The sequence below is a fragment of the Thioclava sp. NS-SX20 genome, from assembly GCF_057380695.1.
Genome location: NZ_JBXXRY010000002.1, coordinates 46892 through 62471, shown reverse-complemented (window position 1 = coordinate 62471; position 15580 = coordinate 46892). Strand labels below are relative to the sequence as shown.

The 15580-nt window shown below is 62.3% G+C and carries 16 protein-coding genes; 6 read left to right on the top strand and 10 right to left on the bottom strand.

Going from position 1 to position 15580, the window contains the following annotated elements:
• Positions 1–12: 12 nt before the first annotated feature.
• The gene (locus tag AC2ISB_RS13990; protein WP_330629312.1) at positions 13–933 is read right to left on the bottom strand and encodes a DMT family transporter; all 921 of its coding nucleotides are present in this window, start codon (positions 931–933) and stop codon (positions 13–15) included.
• 151 nt (positions 934–1084) lie between these two features.
• Here AC2ISB_RS13990 and AC2ISB_RS13985 point away from each other — a divergent pair, with 151 nt between their 5' ends.
• On the top strand, positions 1085–1546 hold the full coding sequence (locus AC2ISB_RS13985) for an Lrp/AsnC family transcriptional regulator (RefSeq protein WP_330629634.1): 462 nt from the start codon (positions 1085–1087) through the stop codon (positions 1544–1546).
• Between the two features lie 3 nt (positions 1547–1549).
• Here AC2ISB_RS13985 and AC2ISB_RS13980 read toward each other — a convergent pair whose 3' ends face one another.
• From AC2ISB_RS13980 to AC2ISB_RS13970, 3 genes are read right to left on the bottom strand one after another with little or no spacing between them, the layout of a single operon-like run.
• Complete coding sequence (locus tag AC2ISB_RS13980) at positions 1550–2560, bottom strand: Lnb N-terminal periplasmic domain-containing protein (protein ID WP_486576964.1); 1011 nt, start codon at positions 2558–2560, stop codon at positions 1550–1552.
• Between the two features lie 60 nt (positions 2561–2620).
• A complete protein-coding gene (locus tag AC2ISB_RS13975) occupies positions 2621–2896 on the bottom strand; it encodes a YiaA/YiaB family inner membrane protein (protein ID WP_330629310.1) in 276 nt (91 codons plus the stop codon).
• A 25-nt stretch (positions 2897–2921) separates the two neighbouring features.
• On the bottom strand, positions 2922–3599 hold the full coding sequence (locus tag AC2ISB_RS13970; RefSeq protein WP_330629309.1) for a PspA/IM30 family protein: 678 nt from the start codon (positions 3597–3599) through the stop codon (positions 2922–2924).
• Between the two features lie 162 nt (positions 3600–3761).
• Here AC2ISB_RS13970 and AC2ISB_RS13965 point away from each other — a divergent pair, with 162 nt between their 5' ends.
• Complete coding sequence (locus AC2ISB_RS13965) at positions 3762–4343, top strand: TetR/AcrR family transcriptional regulator (RefSeq protein WP_486576963.1); 582 nt, start codon at positions 3762–3764, stop codon at positions 4341–4343.
• A 67-nt stretch (positions 4344–4410) separates the two neighbouring features.
• Here AC2ISB_RS13965 and AC2ISB_RS13960 read toward each other — a convergent pair whose 3' ends face one another.
• Positions 4411–4872, bottom strand: coding sequence for an Lrp/AsnC family transcriptional regulator (locus tag AC2ISB_RS13960; protein ID WP_330629307.1), 462 nt, complete (start codon positions 4870–4872; stop codon positions 4411–4413).
• A gap of 120 nt (positions 4873–4992) precedes the next feature.
• On the opposite strand from AC2ISB_RS13960, the gene rocF reads away from it, so the two are divergent.
• From rocF to nhaC, 3 genes are all read left to right on the top strand, one after another.
• The gene (rocF, locus tag AC2ISB_RS13955) at positions 4993–5922 is read left to right on the top strand and encodes an arginase (protein ID WP_339109866.1); all 930 of its coding nucleotides are present in this window, start codon (positions 4993–4995) and stop codon (positions 5920–5922) included.
• The gene (locus AC2ISB_RS13950) at positions 5922–6983 is read left to right on the top strand and encodes an ornithine cyclodeaminase (RefSeq protein ID WP_406737087.1); all 1062 of its coding nucleotides are present in this window, start codon (positions 5922–5924) and stop codon (positions 6981–6983) included. The genes rocF and AC2ISB_RS13950 overlap by 1 nt, the downstream gene beginning before the upstream one ends.
• A 212-nt stretch (positions 6984–7195) precedes the next feature.
• The gene (gene nhaC, locus AC2ISB_RS13945) at positions 7196–8668 is read left to right on the top strand and encodes a Na+/H+ antiporter NhaC (protein ID WP_486576962.1); all 1473 of its coding nucleotides are present in this window, start codon (positions 7196–7198) and stop codon (positions 8666–8668) included.
• Positions 8669–8940: 272 nt separating this feature from the next.
• Here nhaC and AC2ISB_RS13940 read toward each other — a convergent pair whose 3' ends face one another.
• The 4 genes from AC2ISB_RS13940 to AC2ISB_RS13925 form a co-directional block, all read right to left on the bottom strand.
• The gene (locus tag AC2ISB_RS13940; RefSeq protein ID WP_486576961.1) at positions 8941–10383 is read right to left on the bottom strand and encodes an aldehyde dehydrogenase family protein; all 1443 of its coding nucleotides are present in this window, start codon (positions 10381–10383) and stop codon (positions 8941–8943) included.
• A 73-nt stretch (positions 10384–10456) separates the two neighbouring features.
• Positions 10457–11407, bottom strand: coding sequence for an agmatinase (speB, locus tag AC2ISB_RS13935; RefSeq protein ID WP_330629303.1), 951 nt, complete (start codon positions 11405–11407; stop codon positions 10457–10459).
• On the bottom strand, positions 11400–12875 hold the full coding sequence (locus AC2ISB_RS13930; protein ID WP_330629302.1) for a cytosine permease: 1476 nt from the start codon (positions 12873–12875) through the stop codon (positions 11400–11402). The genes speB and AC2ISB_RS13930 overlap by 8 nt, the downstream gene beginning before the upstream one ends.
• A gap of 11 nt (positions 12876–12886) precedes the next feature.
• Positions 12887–13048, bottom strand: a complete 162-nt coding sequence (locus tag AC2ISB_RS13925) for a hypothetical protein (RefSeq protein ID WP_330629301.1) — start codon at positions 13046–13048, stop codon at positions 12887–12889.
• A 134-nt stretch (positions 13049–13182) separates the two neighbouring features.
• Between AC2ISB_RS13925 and AC2ISB_RS13920 the strand changes: the two genes are divergently transcribed.
• Positions 13183–14109, top strand: a complete 927-nt coding sequence (locus tag AC2ISB_RS13920; RefSeq protein ID WP_339109863.1) for a LysR family transcriptional regulator — start codon at positions 13183–13185, stop codon at positions 14107–14109.
• 61 nt (positions 14110–14170) lie between these two features.
• On the opposite strand, the gene AC2ISB_RS13915 is transcribed toward AC2ISB_RS13920, so the two are convergent.
• Positions 14171–15547 carry a dipeptidase gene (locus AC2ISB_RS13915; protein WP_330629299.1) on the bottom strand — a complete coding sequence of 459 codons (1377 nt, stop codon included), beginning with the start codon at positions 15545–15547 and terminating at the stop codon, positions 14171–14173.
• Between the last annotated feature and the right edge of the window lie 33 nt (positions 15548–15580).

The following is a 15580-nucleotide window of genomic DNA, read 5'->3' as shown; positions in this document are numbered from 1 at the left end:
CGGGTTTTGATCTCAGGCTCTGGATGTAGCGCGGGCGGCAAGGACCATGCCGCAGAATACCAGCGCCAACCCCGTCAGGAACAGAAGTGACAGCCGGTTTGCCAGCAGCAGCACCGACGCCGCAATGCCGATCAGCGGCACACCCAGCGTGACATTCGACATGGCGAATGCCGAGATGCGGCGGCCATAATCTGCCGCGATCACAAAGCACAAAGAGGTGGCGACAGGGCCGATAAAGACCAGCATCCCGACCAGAGACAGGCTCCAGCGGATCTGGCGGGGCGGGCCCTCAAGCCAGAAGGCCCCAAGACCAAGGCAGAGCGCCGCCAGCGCCATCTGCCACGGCGCAAGGGCCAGCGGGCTGCTGTGCCAGCGGTGACGGCGGATATGCACGATGACCCCCGACCAGCAGATCGCCCCGATCAGCAGGAAGCCCGCCCCCATGAAGGCATCGGGCTGCGTCCAGTCGGTTTCCAGCGGCGAACAGACCAGCGCGATGCCCGAAAGGCCAAGCCCCAAAGCGACAAGCTGGGCGCGGCTCGGGCGCTGGCGCAACATCACAGCGCCCAGAAACACGGTCCAGAGCGGGGTGGTATAGGCCAGCAGCACCGCATGGCTGGTATCGGTCACCGTCATGGCGATCATCCCTAGACCGGTGAACACGGTCATCTGCAACAGGGCGATGCTGAGCACGATCGGCAGGTCGGCGCGTTTGGGCCATGTGATCGCGCCCCGCACGGCCGGCACCGCAAACAGGCATAGGGCGGCAGAGCCGAAGCGGAATGTCGCCAGCCAGAGCGGCGGGATCTCTTGCAATGCCATCTGGGTCGCGGGCCAGCTGAGCCCCCAAAGCAGCACCATCATCCCCAGAGCGCCCCCCGTGCGCGACAGATCGGAGGGTGGAAACAGGCGAAGGGCTGGGGAACTGAGCATGGGATATCCGGTGTGACTGGTTCGGCCCATCTTTTCGTATCATCGCGGGTGAAGCTGTTCTTTCTTGCTGCGGAATGGCGGTTTATAGGTATATCTCACCGCTTATCTGCCAATGAGGGAAAAATTGAACCGCAAGCCCGAAGATCTGGATATGGCCAGCCTGCGCATTCTCGAGGCGCTGCAACAGAATGCGGAACTCAGCACGGCCGAGTTGGCCGCCCATGCACATCTGTCTGCCTCGCCCTGCTGGCGGCGGGTGGCCGATATGCGCGAGAAAGGGGTGATCCGTGGGTCGGTCGCATTGGTTGATCCGGTGAGCCTTGGCTTGCTGGTCAATGTGTTCGTGCATGTGACGCTGGAAAAGCAGGAGAAAAAGACGCTCAAGACCTTTACCGATGCCATCCGGAACCGGCCTGAGATCATGGAATGCTATCTGATGACCGGTTCCGAGGATTTCATGCTGCGCGTCGTGGTCGAGGATCTGTTGCGCTATCAGGATCTGGTGATGAATTTTCTTACCCAGATCCCCGGTGTGGCCAATATCCGCTCCAGCTTCGCGCTGGATCAGGTGAAATACACCACCGCGCTACCGACCAATCACCTGAAGACCTGAGCGTTATTGTGCAGCCAGTTGCGGCTCTGGTTCCGGTTGGGGGCGGCGCACCCATGCCGAATAGTCGCCGCCCTCCGGCAAGGCACGGGCACGGGCGCTGATCTCGGCACTGGCGCGGCGGGCCTGCATCGAAGGGGCGGGGTCCAGCACGCCCAGACGGTCGAGATATTCAGGCAGGCGTCCCGAGAAAATCAGATCGCTGCCCAACGGCAGGTCGGCATCTAGCGTCTTGGCCAGCCGGTAGACGGTTGTCGTGCAGTTTGCGGTGATCGTATTGTAGAAGGCAGGCTTTTCCTCAAGCTGTTGCGCCAGGTCGATATAGGACAGGAACAGCGTGCGGCGTTGTGCAGCGGTCAGGTTCACAGGATAGAGACTGACCGTTTCCTGCCGGTAATTCGTGCGCAGCTTGACGATATCCTCTTCGGTGGCGGCAATCAGCACCATTTCGAACTGCCGGAAGAACCCGCCCAGCTCATTGAAACTTTCACCGGCCTCGCGGCGGATTTCGACAGAGAAGGCGACCTCGCGCCCGTCGGTAAAGCCGAAACTGACGATGAGATGGGCGATATCGGGATTGTCCCAGACCGATGTCAGCATATCCACCCGTTCAAGCTGGGTCAGGTCATATTCCTGCGTGATCCAGCGCGGTGTCGCGGTGTCGCGGGTTTTCCAGTCGAAATCGCGGATATTGGCCAGTTGGACCAGATCGCCGTCGCGGCGGGCGATCACCCCGCGCGATACCTCCGGAGCCCAGTCGCGGTCCTGACGGGGCAGGATCGTGCTATACCATCCGGCCATGATGCAGGCCGCGGCCAGAAAACCGGCATAGGCCCAGCGTTTGCGCCATAGGCGCAGCCCCCAGAGACCGCAGGCGGCCCCGCCCAGAAGACAGAGCGCGGCCACCCGCAGCGGTCCGTCCAGATGGAACCAAAGGGCGCAGGCGCTCCAGCCGGTGGCAGCCAGAAGAACAAGGCTGAAACAGATGATACGAAAGGTTTTGAGAAAGAAGGTCATGGGAACCACCATCGGCTGGAGCAAGCCACCAGCCCGTCGACAGGCCGGCAGCTATCGGGATCAATCGTGTTGCGAGCTTTCGGACAGCAGGCGCTCGGTGCGGGCATCCTCGAGCTTGTTATAGATCCGGTCGGCTTCTTCCTTGTCGCGCAGGGCTTTGGTGATCGAGGCGGTCGAATAGACCAGCATGATGGCCGCCATGCTATAGAACCCTTTCGCGGCAAAGCTGGCCTCAAGGGAGTAAATCCCGCCAGCCATCATGATCGCGGCCAGAGCGAAGTTGAAATAGGTGAAGTAGTTCCAGGCTTTCGAAGCATGCGGGATGTAATTGTTCATGGGTCTGTTCCTTCGGGAATAAGGGTTATTGGGCTTTGGCTTTCAGGCGGTCAAGGACCGCCGAGGCCGAGGATTTCTGGGCAGGGCCACAGCCTGCGGCGGCCAGCCTGTCGCGGGTGCTTTCGGCCTCGTTGGGCAGCGACAGCGCGGCAAGGGCGGTTTCGGTGCTTTCGGTCAGGGACTGGCGGTCCTGCAGACGCTTCAGCGTCGCTTCGGCTTCGGCGATCGAGGAGACCACACCGGCAGGGGCCGCACCACGCAGGCGTTGGGTGCGGTCGGTGGCCTCGGCCAGTTGCTTGCCGCGTTGCAGGGCGCGCAGGCGCTGTTCCGCAAGCGACATCTCTTCCCGCAATTTCCGGATCTGCGCGGTATAGGTCGCAATCGCCTGCTGGCTGACGGCGCGCTCCTCTTCAAGCTGGGCAATCACCTCGGCGGCCTCTTGCGCCAGATCCAGCTTGTCTTGGGCCAAAGCCGCACAGGCACGGGTTTCCAGATCGGCCAGTTGCGCTTCGATCCGTTCGGCATTCGTTTTCTCGCGCTCGGCATAGGCCATCGTCACTGCCACAGAGCGCTTGGCGGCCTCCAGCCCCTGGGTCGCATCGCGCAACTGCTGGCGCAGGATGGACATGGCATTGGCATCGCTCAGGGCTTCGGCCGCATCATGGCTGCGGGCGCGAACGAGCGTACTGATAAATTTGAACATCGAAGACCTCGTTTCTTTCGTATCTGACGCGGGGTGCGCCGTGGGGCGCGTTGACTTGCATTCGTTTTTCGTTATGAACGCTGTTCATGAAGACTGTTTACGAGAGTCGTGAACGATGTTCAAGTCCTTTTGTGAACGTTGTTCAAAAAAATTCGAGGACCTATGAACAAAGACGCAAAACGTGAAGATCTGAAGCAGCGCCTGATCACAGCCGCCGAAGACCAGATCAGGGAGCATGGTCTGGGCGGGCTGAAGGCACGGGCCGTAACCGCACAGGCGGGATGTGCTTTGGGGGCGCTATATAATGCGGTGGAAGATCTCGACATGCTCGTGCTGCACGTCAACTCCAAGACGCTGGCGCGTCTGGGGCAGGAGCTTGCGCAGGCGGTGCGGGCCGATATGACGGCCAAAGCGGCTCTTCTGGCTCTGGCGCATGCCTATGTGGCCTTTGCCACGCAGAATGAACGGCTGTGGATTGCGCTGTTCGAGCATCGTCTGCCCGAGGGGCGCGACATCCCCGACTGGCACAAACAGGACCACGAGCAGTTGATCGCGCAGATCAACGGCCCGCTGTCGCAACTGGTGCCGGGACTGAGCGGCGATCAGCTCTCCATGCGTGGGCGCACCCTTTTTGCAGCAGTGCAGGGGGTGGTGCATCTGTCGTTCAAGGGGCGGTTCGTCGGCGTCCCGCGCGAGCATCTGCAATCCGAAGTGGCGGCTTTGGTGACCGCGCTGGTCGGGTAGGGCGTCTTTCCGGCCCCTGCATTTTGTGGCCCCTGCATCCTGTGCGCCCGTTCCGGCGGGCGCGCCTCTAGCCTGCTACATGGGTCAGCAGCAGCGAGCTTTCCGAGTTGATCACCCCGGGCACCTCGCGAATCGCACGCAGCACCTTGTCGAAGGACACAAGGGTATCGGTGCGGATATCCACCACCAGATCCCATGCCCCGTTGGTTGACCACACGGTGCTGACGCCGTTGATCCGCGAGAGCGTATGCACAACCTGCCGCGACATGCGGCCTTGCAGCTCGACCATCGTAATGGCGCGCACCCCGCCTTCCACATCCACATCTGTTTCAATGGTAAAACGGCGGATGCGCCCGCTGGCCTTGAGGCTGTCAAGCCGCGCCTTCACCGTGGTGCGCGACAATCCGGTGACCTGCGCAAGCTCGGTAACCGACATGCGTGCATTGTCGCGAAGGGCGGAGATCAGCGCGTGGTCGCTGGCCGAAATATCCGCCCCGAGGATGTCACCATTTTTTCGTAAACTCGTCATTATGCCCATCAGTATTTTCAAAATGATCAGATATACTTTCTATATGGTCAATTTAATTGTCAAATAAGATATTTTCCTGTGCATGATTTACAAAAGATTTGACGAAGAGGGGACGAGACAATGTCCAGAACCTGCGCCATCCTTGGCGCGCCGATTGAAACAGGCGCATCGCAGCGCGGTTGTCTGATGGGGCCTGCAAGCCTGCGGACTGCCGAAATCGATTCCGAGCTACGCGCGCTTGGTTGGGATGTGACGGATCTGGGCGATGTCACCATTGCGCCGGTCGCACCGCAGACCCATGCCAATCCGGCGCTGCACCATCTGGCCGAGACCTCGGCATGGATTACGGCCCTGCAGAAAGCGGCATTCGAAGCAGGTAAAGCCTGTGATGTCCCGATCTTTCTGGGCGGCGACCACTCGATGGCGGCAGGCACCGTGCCGGCTATGGCGCGTCGTGCCGCCGATGAAGGGCGTCCGCTGTTCGTGCTCTGGCTGGATGCGCATCCCGACATGCATACGCTGGCAACCACCGAAAGCGGCAACCTGCATGGGACGCCTGCGGCCTATTTCACGGCGCAGGAAGATTGCGAGGCCTATCCGGCTTTGGGCCATGCCGTTGATCCCGCCAATATCTGCATGATGGGGATCCGCTCTGTCGATCAGGCCGAGCGTGAGCGCATCAAGAAGATCGGTCTGGAAGTGCATGACATGCGCGCCATCGACGAAACCGGTGTGCTGCCGCCGCTGCAGGCCTTCCTTGAACGGGTGAAGGCGGCCAATGGTATGCTGCACCTGTCTTTCGATGTCGATTTCCTCGACCCGTCGATCGCACCGGCGGTCGGCACCACCGTGCCCGGCGGCGCCACCTTCCGCGAAGCGCATCTGATCATGGAAACGCTTTGCGACAGCGGGCTTGTGACCTCGCTCGATCTGGTCGAGCTGAACCCGTTCCTCGACGAACGCGGCCGGACGGCCGTGCTGCTATGTGATCTCACGGCGAGCCTGTTCGGTCGCCGCGTAATGGACCGTATGACAAGGAGTTTTGGCTGATGACACTCGCGCCTTCCGCATTGGCCTATGTGCCGTTCGTTTCCGTAGAAAATATGATGGGCCTCGTGAACCACATCGGAATCGAAGATTTTCTGAAAGAACTGGCCGTCTATATTGAAGAAGACTTCAAGCGCTGGCCGGAATTCGACAAGACCCCGCGCGTGGCATCGCATGTGCCCGGCGGTGTGATCGAACTGATGCCGACGGCAGACAAGTCGCTTTACGGCTTCAAATATGTCAACGGCCACCCCAAGAACACCAAAACCGGCCACCAGACCGTGACCGCATTCGGCGTTCTGTCGGAAGTCACGACGGGCTATCCGGTGCTGCTGACCGAAATGACGGTGCTGACCGCGCTGCGCACGGCGGCCACCTCGGCTCTGGTGGCAACCTATCTGGCCCCCAAAGACGCCTCGGTGATGGCGATGATCGGCAATGGCGCGCAATGCGAGTTCCAGGCGATGGCGTTCCGCGCGCTCTGCGGGATCAACACGCTGCGCCTGTATGACATCGATTCGAAAGCGACCGAAAAAGCGCAGCGCAACCTTGTGGCGCGCGGCTTCGAGGTGGTGACCTGCCGTTCGGCGCAGGAAGCTGTGGAAGGCGCGCATGTCATCACGACCTGCACCGCAGACAAACAATATGCCACGATCCTGACCGACAACATGGTCGGCGCGGGTCAGCATATCAACGCCATCGGCGGCGATTGCCCCGGCAAGACGGAACTGCATCGCGACATCCTGCTGCGGTCCGACATCTTTGTGGAATATCCCGAGCAAACGCGCATCGAGGGCGAGATCCAGGCCTTGGATGACGATTATCCGGTGACCGAGCTGTGGCAGGTCATGCGCGGCGAGATCCCCGGCCGTCGCGATGCGAAACAGCTGACGCTGTTCGATAGCGTGGGCTTTGCCATCGAGGATTTCTCGGCGCTGCGTTACGTGCGCGACAAGGTTGCGGGCACCGCGTTCTCCGAGCGCCTCGACATGCTGGCAGACCCCGATGATCCGCGCGATCTGTTCGGCATGGTCACGCGCGCCGAAGTGGCCCCCGCGAACTGAGCCTGCGCGCCCCGCACCCGCATCAGGGCGACATCCTGTGCATGCGGTGAGGGGCGAAAGCGTTCACAACCTGCGTTGTCGCCTGAAATTTCCGGCTGCAACGCCCCGAAAAGGGCTGGAGGATTCCATCCTCGGGTCCTAAACCACAACAGCCCCGCAATAGGGGCGTCAGACAGGGGCCCGCCGTTCGGGCCTAGACAGGGAATTAGTCGATGATGCCAGACCTGCCCGAAGGGGCGCGCCTTCCCAAATTGTGGGAAGCGGTGTTCTCCTTGCTTTCGCTTACCGTCGGAATCGGTGTTTCAATCGTGCTCTACGGGCTCGACCCGCAAGTGCCCATGTTGCTGGGGGTCATTGCCGCCAGCCTGATCGGGGTGCGGGCAGGGTTCAAATGGCATGATATCGAACAGGGCATGGTCCGTGGCATCTCGAATGCCCTGCCCGCAATCATGATTTTGCTGGTCGTGGGCATCTTGATCGGCGTCTGGATCCTTGCCGGTGTGGTGCCGACGCTGATCTATTACGGGCTGACGGTGCTGTCGCCCAGCGTCTTCCTGCCCGCGACACTGGTGATCTGCTCGATCTCGTCACTGGCCACCGGTTCCAGCTGGGGCACGGCAGGGACCATCGGCGTGGCGCTGATGGGGGTCGGGGCCGGTCTGGGCTTCCCGCTGCCCATCGTTGCAGGGGCCGTCCTGTCGGGGGCCTATTTCGGGGACAAGATGTCGCCGCTGTCCGATACCACCAATCTGGCTCCGGCGATGGCGGGCACCGACCTGTTCACCCATATCCGCCATATGACCTACACCACCGGCGTCACCATCACCCTGACGCTGCTGATCGAGATCGGTCTGGGCCTGCATTACAGCGCGACCGCCGTCGACCTGACCCGTATCCAGACCATTCTCAGCACGCTTGAACAGAACTTCACCATCTCGCCGATCCTGCTTCTGCCGCCGGTGCTGGTGATGCTGGTCAGCTATCGCAAACTGCCCGCCATTCCGGGGATTACGGTCGGGATTCTGGCCGGTGCCCTGTGCGGTGTCATTTTCCAAGGCGCGGATTTCGCGCATCTGATGACGGTCTCGTTCAACGGGTTCAGCGCAAGCACGGGGGTCGAGGATGTTGACAGCCTTCTCTCGCGCGGCGGGATGCAAAGCATGCTGTATACCGTGTCGATCATCCTCGTTGCGATGATGTTTGGCGGCGTGATGGAACGTACCGGCCAGATCCGTGTCGTGGCGCTGCATATCCTGTCGCGGGCGAAATCGACCGGTTCGCTGATCCTGTCCACCGTTCTGACCGCAGTCGGCGCCAATCTGGTGCTCTGTGACCAGTATATGTCGATCGTGATCAGTGGCCGCAGCTATGCCGATGCCTACCGTGCCCGTGGGCTGGCACCGCAGAACCTGTCGCGCGCCATCGAGGATAGCGGCACGGTCACCTCGGTTCTGGTGCCGTGGAACTCCTGCGGGGCCTATCAGGCGACCACGCTGGGCGTTGCGACGCTGGCCTATCTGCCCTTCACCTTCTTCTGCTGGCTCTCGCCGCTGGTGACGGTGCTGTTTGGTTATATGGGTTGGACCATCACCCCGCTTGCCAAGGACGAGGCCGAGCCCGTTGCCCCCGAGGGCGCCGAGCCCGTTGCCCCCGAGGGCGCCGAGCCCGTGGCCGAGGAAGCCTGAGCAAGCCACGATCCGGTCAAACGGACGCAGAACAGGCGGGGATCTCCCCGCCTGTTCTCATTTGGGCTACTCTCATTTGGGCTACTCTCATTTGGGCTACTCTCATTTGGGCTACTCTCATTTGGGCGGCGAGAGGCCCGAGCCCCCTGCCTGAAGAGATAGGGCCCTTGCCGCACACCCGAGGCCCGTCACCGGAAGGGGCAGATATAAAATTGCGGGCCCCGCTTCCGGCAGGGCCCGCAACTCGGGGAAAGGTAGGGAAGGCGGGCGGTCTAGCCCTGTGTGGTGATAAAGCTGCGCTGTTGATAGGCCTGCAATCCGGCCGGTCCCAATTCGCGCCCGATGCCGCTGGCGCGGAAGCCGCCCCACTGGCTTTGCGGCAGGATGATCTGTGGCGCGTTGACCCAGATATGGCCTGCGGCGATCTGGCTGGCTATCCGCTGGCCGCGCGCGGCGTCGGCGGTCACCACCGTCGCGGCCAACCCGAATTCCGTATCATTGGCCAGCGCGATGGCCTCATGCTCCGATGCGGCCTGCCGGACAGACAGGATCGGCCCGAAGAGTTCCGCACGCCAGAGGAAGCTGTCTGTCGGCACATCCGCATAAACCGTCGGCGCGACGAATTGTCCGGCCAGATCCGTGCGCGCGGCGCCGCCGGTCAGACATCGCGCGCCTTCGGCCTTGGCGCGGGCGAAATGCTCCAGCACATGGCGGTATTGCGGCGCAGTGGTGATCGGCCCCATCTGCGCCCCGTCCGGCGCGCCAAGGCGGCGCGCCCGCGCGCCCTCGACCACCGCATCAATCAGATCCGGCGCGATCGGAGCCTCGACGATCAGCCGCGAGGTGGCCGAACACATCTGGCCCGCATTCATGAAGATCCCGTCCAGCACCAGCTCTGCCGCCCGCGCCGGATCGGCATCGGCCATGACCACAATCGGGGATTTGCCACCCAGCTCAAGCGAGACCGGCACGATCCTGCTCGCGGCGGCTTCCATCACCTGCGCGCCCACGGGGTTCGAGCCGGTAAACGACAGTTTGGCAATCTGCGGATGGTCGCAAAGCGCCTGCCCGACCTCGGCAAAGCCCGTGAGAATGTTCAGCACACCGGCGGGCAGGCCCATTTCGGCCGCGATATCGCCATAGACCAGTTCGGCCAGCGGTGTCATCTCCGAGAGTTTCAGCACCACGCTACAGCCCGCAGCCAGCGCCGGGGCAATTTTCCATGCGCTTGTCACCAGAGGGAAATTCCACGGCACGATCAGCCCGACCGGCCCCACAGCATGGGCAAGCCCCCGCCCCGTCAGCCCGTCCTCCGACAGATCCTGCACAGGGGCGGGACTGTCCAGCGCGCGCGCCAGTCCCGCGTAATAGTCAAAGCAGGCCGCCGCATCGGCCAGATCCAGCTCGGCCTCGGCGCGCGGTTTGCCATTATTGCGCATCTGCAACGACACAAGCGCCGCATGGCGCGCCCGCAACCCTTGGGCAAAGCCCTCCAGAACCTGCGCCCGCGCAGCCCCTGTCAGAGACCGCCATGCGGGAAATGCCCGCGCGGCGGCGGCGCAGGCCATGCCGGTCTGGTCACGATCAGCGGCACCGATACGGGCAAAGATCTCGGAGGTCGCGGGGTCCATCACCGCGATCCGTGCCTCGGCATGGCCTTCATGCCAGAGGCCATCAATGAAAAGCGGGCGGGGCCGGTGGGTAAGGTCGGTCATGCGTTATCGGTCTTTCGGGAAAAGGACGGGCGGCCCTGTGGCATCGCATCTGCCACAGGGCCGCGCTTCGGGGTCAGCGGCGCGCGGGCAGGGCGCAGAGCATCTCGTAGAGCAGATTGGCCGCAATCACGGCGGTGTTGCCCGAGGGGTCATAGGGCGGCGAGACCTCGACCAGATCGCAGCCCACAAGATTGAGCCCCGCACATCCACGCACGATTTCGTAGGCCTGCCATGTCGACAGACCGCCCGGCTCGACAGTGCCCGTGCCCGGTGCGAAGGCCGGATCGAGACTGTCGATATCGAAGGACAGATAGACCGGCGCATCGCCCACGCGGGCGCGCACCTCTTCCATCAGGGGCTTGAGGGACTGGTACCAGCACTCTTCGGCCTGCACCACGCGCCAGCCCTGCTGGCGGCCCCAGTCGAAATCATCCGCCGCATAGCCTGTCGCCCTGAGCCCGATCTGGGTCACGCGGTCATTCAGCAGGCAGCCGTCTTCCCATGCGCGGCGGAACGGGCAGCCATGCGCCACCGTTTCGCCGAACATGTCCTCGTTGGTGTCCGAATGGGCATCCACATGGATCAGCGCAACCGGCCCGTGTTTCTTGCGCATCGCGCGCAGGATCGGCCATGTCAGCGTATGATCGCCGCCCAGGGTCAGCGGAATGGTGTCATGGGACAGGATCTCGTCATAGAAGCTTTCGATAATCCCGATGGATTTCTTCAGATCGAATGTATTGATCGGGACATCCCCGATATCGGCCACCTGCATCCGTTCGAAAGGGGCCGCCCCCGTGGCCATGTTATAGGGGCGGATCATCCGGCTTTCATCGCGGATCTGGCGCGGGCCGAAACGGGTGCCCGCGCGGTTCGAGGCGCCGATATCCATCGGGATTCCCACGAAACAGGCGTCCAGACCCTTGGCGCTGTCCTGAGCGGGCAGCCGCATCATCGTGGCCGGTCCGCCAAAGCGCGGCATCGTGTTGCCTCCCAGCGGCTGGTTGAACGCAGAAGAATTAGTCATGACGTGGTCCTTTACGGTCGGAAATACTGCGATAGCCGCCTTTGCCTGCCGGAATGACCCAAAGCACCGAAAGCAGGAGGTGGCAGAGGAAGGCGGCCATGAAGGCGGGGATCGAGGCCGAAAACGCGGTGAACACAGCGTTGCCGACAAGGGCATAGGGGTCGAAAAGCGCGGCATAGGTGGCAATCCCTGCGGCCAGAGCGACCAGCGGTGCAGGGTTGATGCCCGCCCAGAAGTGATAGCGCCCCTGCGGCCCTGTGGTATAAAGCGCCTCCAGATCGACCCATTGCCGCCGCAGGATATAGTAATCGGCAATGACAATGCCGATGGCCGAGATCAGCACGGCCTGTGTCCATGCGACAAAGACGAAGAAGCGGTCATAAAGCTCGCTGGCGGTGAACAGGATCAGCAGCGCGCAGATGGCGAACATGGCCCCCGTCAGGGCGGTCCAGCCGATCCGCTGGGTCCAGCTGCCCAGATGCTGGGTAAAGGTCTGCGCGCCCGAGAAGACGAAGCTCGACATGCTGGTGAGGTTGGCGAAGGCCAGAAAGGCCAGCAGGACCGCCCCCACGGCAGGGCCGACAATCGGCAGCATCCACACGGTCGGGTCGCTATCGCCCATCACCAGCGCCGCCGTCAGCCCCACCATCTGCGCCAGCACCGCCACCGGCACCAACCCGATGAAACTGCCCCAAGTGGCGCTGCGCTGGGTTCTGGCACCGCGGGCGATATTGCCCACCGCGCACCACCAGCCCGCACCGGCGGCAATATTGAGTTCGATGGCCAGCATCAGGTTGGTGGCGTGGCTTGCGGCGGGGTCGATGGGGGCTGCGGCCACGATTTCGGCCCAGCTATGCTGTGTGAAGATCATCGCGAACAGGATCGCGCTCATCACGATCAGGCCCGGTGCCACAAAGCGGTTGAGAAGCCGCACGGCCTTGTCGCCCTTGGCCACGATCAGCCATGCAAAGGCCAGAGCCGCAAAGGCAAAGCCGGTGATCACGGTGGTGTTGCCGCTCAGATCGGTGCCGCCGATATAGCTGATCACCTGTGTCGAGGCGCGTCCGAACATCAGCGCCAGAATGGTGGTCCAGCCCAGAATGAAGGGCGCGATCAGACCGATGGCCAGCACCAGCACACCGATTGCGCCGTAAATGGCCCGCTGCATTACGAAATGCTCGGTGCCCCATTTGCAGGTCATGATCGCCGAGGCCATCATCATCACGACCGCGCCGAGGATATTGCCCACGAGCATTGTCCAGAGCCCGTCATAGAAGCCGACAAAAAGGGCGGTCACACCGCCAAAGAGAAAAGCCCATGTGGCGATGGCCAGCCCGCTCTGGACCCAGACGAAATCCAGAAGGCCCCAGCTGCGGTCTTCGGCCAGCACCGGAAGACAGTCGCGCATCGCCCCGTGATGGGCGTCAGGCAGAGCAGAGCGGGACGGGAGGGAAGATGCCGATGTCATGCGCGCCTCCCTTACAGAACCAGCGCCGCCAGAAGGGCGAGGGCGGTGATCGCGAAAAGGACGAGCCAATCGGCTTTGGGCAGCGGGCGCAGGGCGGGGTCGGTTGCGGCCTCTTGCTGTTTGCGCTCAAGCCGATAGCTCAGCTCGGCCCGCATCTCGGGGGAAAGTTTCATACCATTATCCTGTTGCATGATGATGTCTTGACCGCAAAGCGGCGCATCATCTTTGTCATTGAGAGCTTCGGGCTATCAGCTCTGCCGACAGGGGGCTATCATTTGCGGACGAAAGAATTCATAGATAAACATCAATGCTTATTTTCGGGGGTCCGATGCTAACTGACCTGACAGGGGCAGATTTACGCGCTTTGCACGTATTTCAGACGATTTGTGCATGCGGAAGCTTTGCCGCGGCTGAACGAAAGTTAGATGTCCGGCAATCCACCATCAGTGTGCAGATCGCCAATCTGGAGCGCCGTCTGGGGTTCCGGCTGTGCGACAGGGGGCCCGGCGGGCTGCGCCTGACCGAGCGGGGGCGCACCCTTCTGGAGGCCAGCGCGCGGCTTAATCTGGCGGTGGAAAGCTTCACCCAGACGGCCGCGGCGCTGACCAACAAGACCGTGGGCACATTGCGGCTGGGGCTGATGGACCATCTGTCGAACACGCCCAGTTTTTCGGTTTCGAGACTGCTGCGCGGCTTTCACGAGCTTGCGCCCGAGGTCAATTTGCAGGTGGTGCAGGATATCCAGTCGGTGCTGGTGGACCAGATTCTGAATAAAAGTCTCGATATGGCCATCGGGGCGTTTCCGGCGTCGGATGCACAATATGACCGCCTGCCGCTTTATAAAGAGCGCCAGTTTATCCATTGCGGCCCGCTCCACCCGTTTTTCAAGGATGCGCCGCAGGACTATGATGCCGAGACGTTGGAAGCGCAGCGATGGGTGCGCCGGAGCTACCGGCTGGACCCCGAAGCGGGTTTCCCGCTGGCCTTGGGGCCTGCCGCCGCCACGGCAGCCAATCTGGAAGCGGTGGGGGTGATCCTGAGTGCGCTGCCGGTGCTGGGCTATCTGCCCTCGCATGCTGCGGCCTCTTTCGTGACCCGCAACGAGATCCGGCGCGTGACGGATAACTATTCGGTCACCTTCGAGGTCTCGCTGATCTCGCGGGCCGGACAGCGCGACACCGCCGCGATGCGCCATCTGCGCGATCTGGCCGTGCAGGCCAAGAAACGGCGTTGAGGCCGCGCGGGGCAGGGACCATGGCCTCCGCCCCGCGGGTTTGCCGTAGAGCCGTGAAGGGTCAGCCGTTGAGGCGGTCCAGAATACGCACCCAGGACCGGATGCCCTTATGGAAGCTTGTCACGTCGTATTTCTCGTTCGGGCTGTGAATGGCGTCATCCTCATTGGCAAAGCCGATCAGCATCGCATCCATGCCGAGGATATCCTTGAAATAGCCCGCAATCGGAATGGACCCGCCCATGCCGGTGATCACCGCCTCGCGGTCCCATTCATCGGTCAGCGCAAGACGCGCTTTCTCGAATTCGGGGCGGGAGGTGTCCATGAAGGCGGCTTTCGCCCCGTCAAGGCTGCTATCCCAGTGAATTTCGGCATCCTGCGGCACGCGCGCTTCCAGATGCGCGCGCAATTTCGCCCGTACATCGACGGGGTCCATATCCCCCACCAGACGGCAGGTGATCTTGCAATGGGCCTCGGCGGGGATCACGGTTTTCGAGCCCGCGCCCTGATAGCCGCCCCAGAGGCCGTTGATTTCGACCGTCGGGCGCGACCATTGCTGCTCGAGCGTCGAATACCCCTCTTCGCCATGCGCCTTCGTCATGCCGACACCGCCCAGATAGGCGGCCTCGTCAAAACCGCAGGTCTTCCACATGGCGAGTTGCTCTGCCGGAACCTCGGAGACACCCTCATAGAACCCGTCCACCGCGACACGGCCCGTCTCGTCATGCAGCGAGGCGATCAGCTTCGAGATTTCGCGCAGCGGATTGAGCGCAGGCCCGCCATAAAAGCCCGAATGCAGGTCGATGCGCGGACCTTTCAGCGTGAATTCTTCTTTCAGCATCCCGCGCAGACTGCCTGCGATTGTCGGCACCCCCGGGGACACCATGCCGGTGTCGCAGATCAGCGCCAGATCGGCTGTCAGTTCGGCGGCATTGTCTTTCATGAAAGGCACAAGCGAGGGCGACCCCGATTCTTCCTCGCCTTCAAAGAAAATTGTAATATTGCCGGGCAGGGTGCCAGTGGCCGCTTTATAGGCGCGGCAGGCCTCGATGAAGGTCATCAACTGGCCCTTGTCATCCGACGCCCCACGGCCACGGATCACTTTGCCCTTGGCGGTATCCTCGATCTGCGGCTCGAAGGGCGGCGTGTTCCACAGGGCCAGCGGGTCGACGGGCTGCACGTCGTAATGGCCGTAAAACAGCAGATGCGGGCCTGCGCCCTCATGGCGGGCGACAACCATCGGATGGCCTGTGGTGGGGCGGATTTCTGCCTTGAAGCCAATAGATTGAAGGTCCTTCACCAGCCATTCCGCCGCCTTGGCGACCTCGGGCTTATAGGCCGGATCGGTGGAAATCGACTGGATGCGCAAAAGCTCCATCAGGCGGTTCATGGCATTGTCGAGATCGGCATCGACTTGGTTCAGGACAGCATCCACAGACATCACATACTCCTTGTTTGGGCCGACCCTAGCAGC

Bases quoted from the DNA above. Each gene is read 5' to 3' on its own strand.
- AC2ISB_RS13915 (WP_330629299.1), bottom strand. From the start codon at position 15,547: ATGTCTGTGGATGCTGTCCTGAACCAAGTCGATGCCGATCTCGACAAT.
- AC2ISB_RS13940 (WP_486576961.1), bottom strand. From the start codon at position 10,383: ATGACCGACCTTACCCACCGGCCCCGCCCGCTTTTCATTGATGGCCTC.
- AC2ISB_RS13970 (WP_330629309.1), bottom strand. From the start codon at position 3,599: ATGTTCAAATTTATCAGTACGCTCGTTCGCGCCCGCAGCCATGATGCG.
- AC2ISB_RS13985 (WP_330629634.1), top strand. From the start codon at position 1,085: ATGGCCAGCCTGCGCATTCTCGAGGCGCTGCAACAGAATGCGGAACTC.
- AC2ISB_RS13950 (WP_406737087.1), top strand. From the start codon at position 5,922: ATGACACTCGCGCCTTCCGCATTGGCCTATGTGCCGTTCGTTTCCGTA.
- AC2ISB_RS13930 (WP_330629302.1), bottom strand. From the start codon at position 12,875: ATGACATCGGCATCTTCCCTCCCGTCCCGCTCTGCTCTGCCTGACGCC.
- rocF (WP_339109866.1), top strand. From the start codon at position 4,993: ATGTCCAGAACCTGCGCCATCCTTGGCGCGCCGATTGAAACAGGCGCA.
- speB (WP_330629303.1), bottom strand. From the start codon at position 11,407: ATGACTAATTCTTCTGCGTTCAACCAGCCGCTGGGAGGCAACACGATG.
- AC2ISB_RS13975 (WP_330629310.1), bottom strand. From the start codon at position 2,896: ATGAACAATTACATCCCGCATGCTTCGAAAGCCTGGAACTACTTCACC.
- AC2ISB_RS13980 (WP_486576964.1), bottom strand. From the start codon at position 2,560: ATGACCTTCTTTCTCAAAACCTTTCGTATCATCTGTTTCAGCCTTGTT.
- AC2ISB_RS13965 (WP_486576963.1), top strand. From the start codon at position 3,762: ATGAACAAAGACGCAAAACGTGAAGATCTGAAGCAGCGCCTGATCACA.
- AC2ISB_RS13960 (WP_330629307.1), bottom strand. From the start codon at position 4,872: ATGACGAGTTTACGAAAAAATGGTGACATCCTCGGGGCGGATATTTCG.
- nhaC (WP_486576962.1), top strand. From the start codon at position 7,196: ATGATGCCAGACCTGCCCGAAGGGGCGCGCCTTCCCAAATTGTGGGAA.
- AC2ISB_RS13990 (WP_330629312.1), bottom strand. From the start codon at position 933: ATGCTCAGTTCCCCAGCCCTTCGCCTGTTTCCACCCTCCGATCTGTCG.
- AC2ISB_RS13925 (WP_330629301.1), bottom strand. From the start codon at position 13,048: ATGAAACTTTCCCCCGAGATGCGGGCCGAGCTGAGCTATCGGCTTGAG.
- AC2ISB_RS13920 (WP_339109863.1), top strand. From the start codon at position 13,183: ATGCTTATTTTCGGGGGTCCGATGCTAACTGACCTGACAGGGGCAGAT.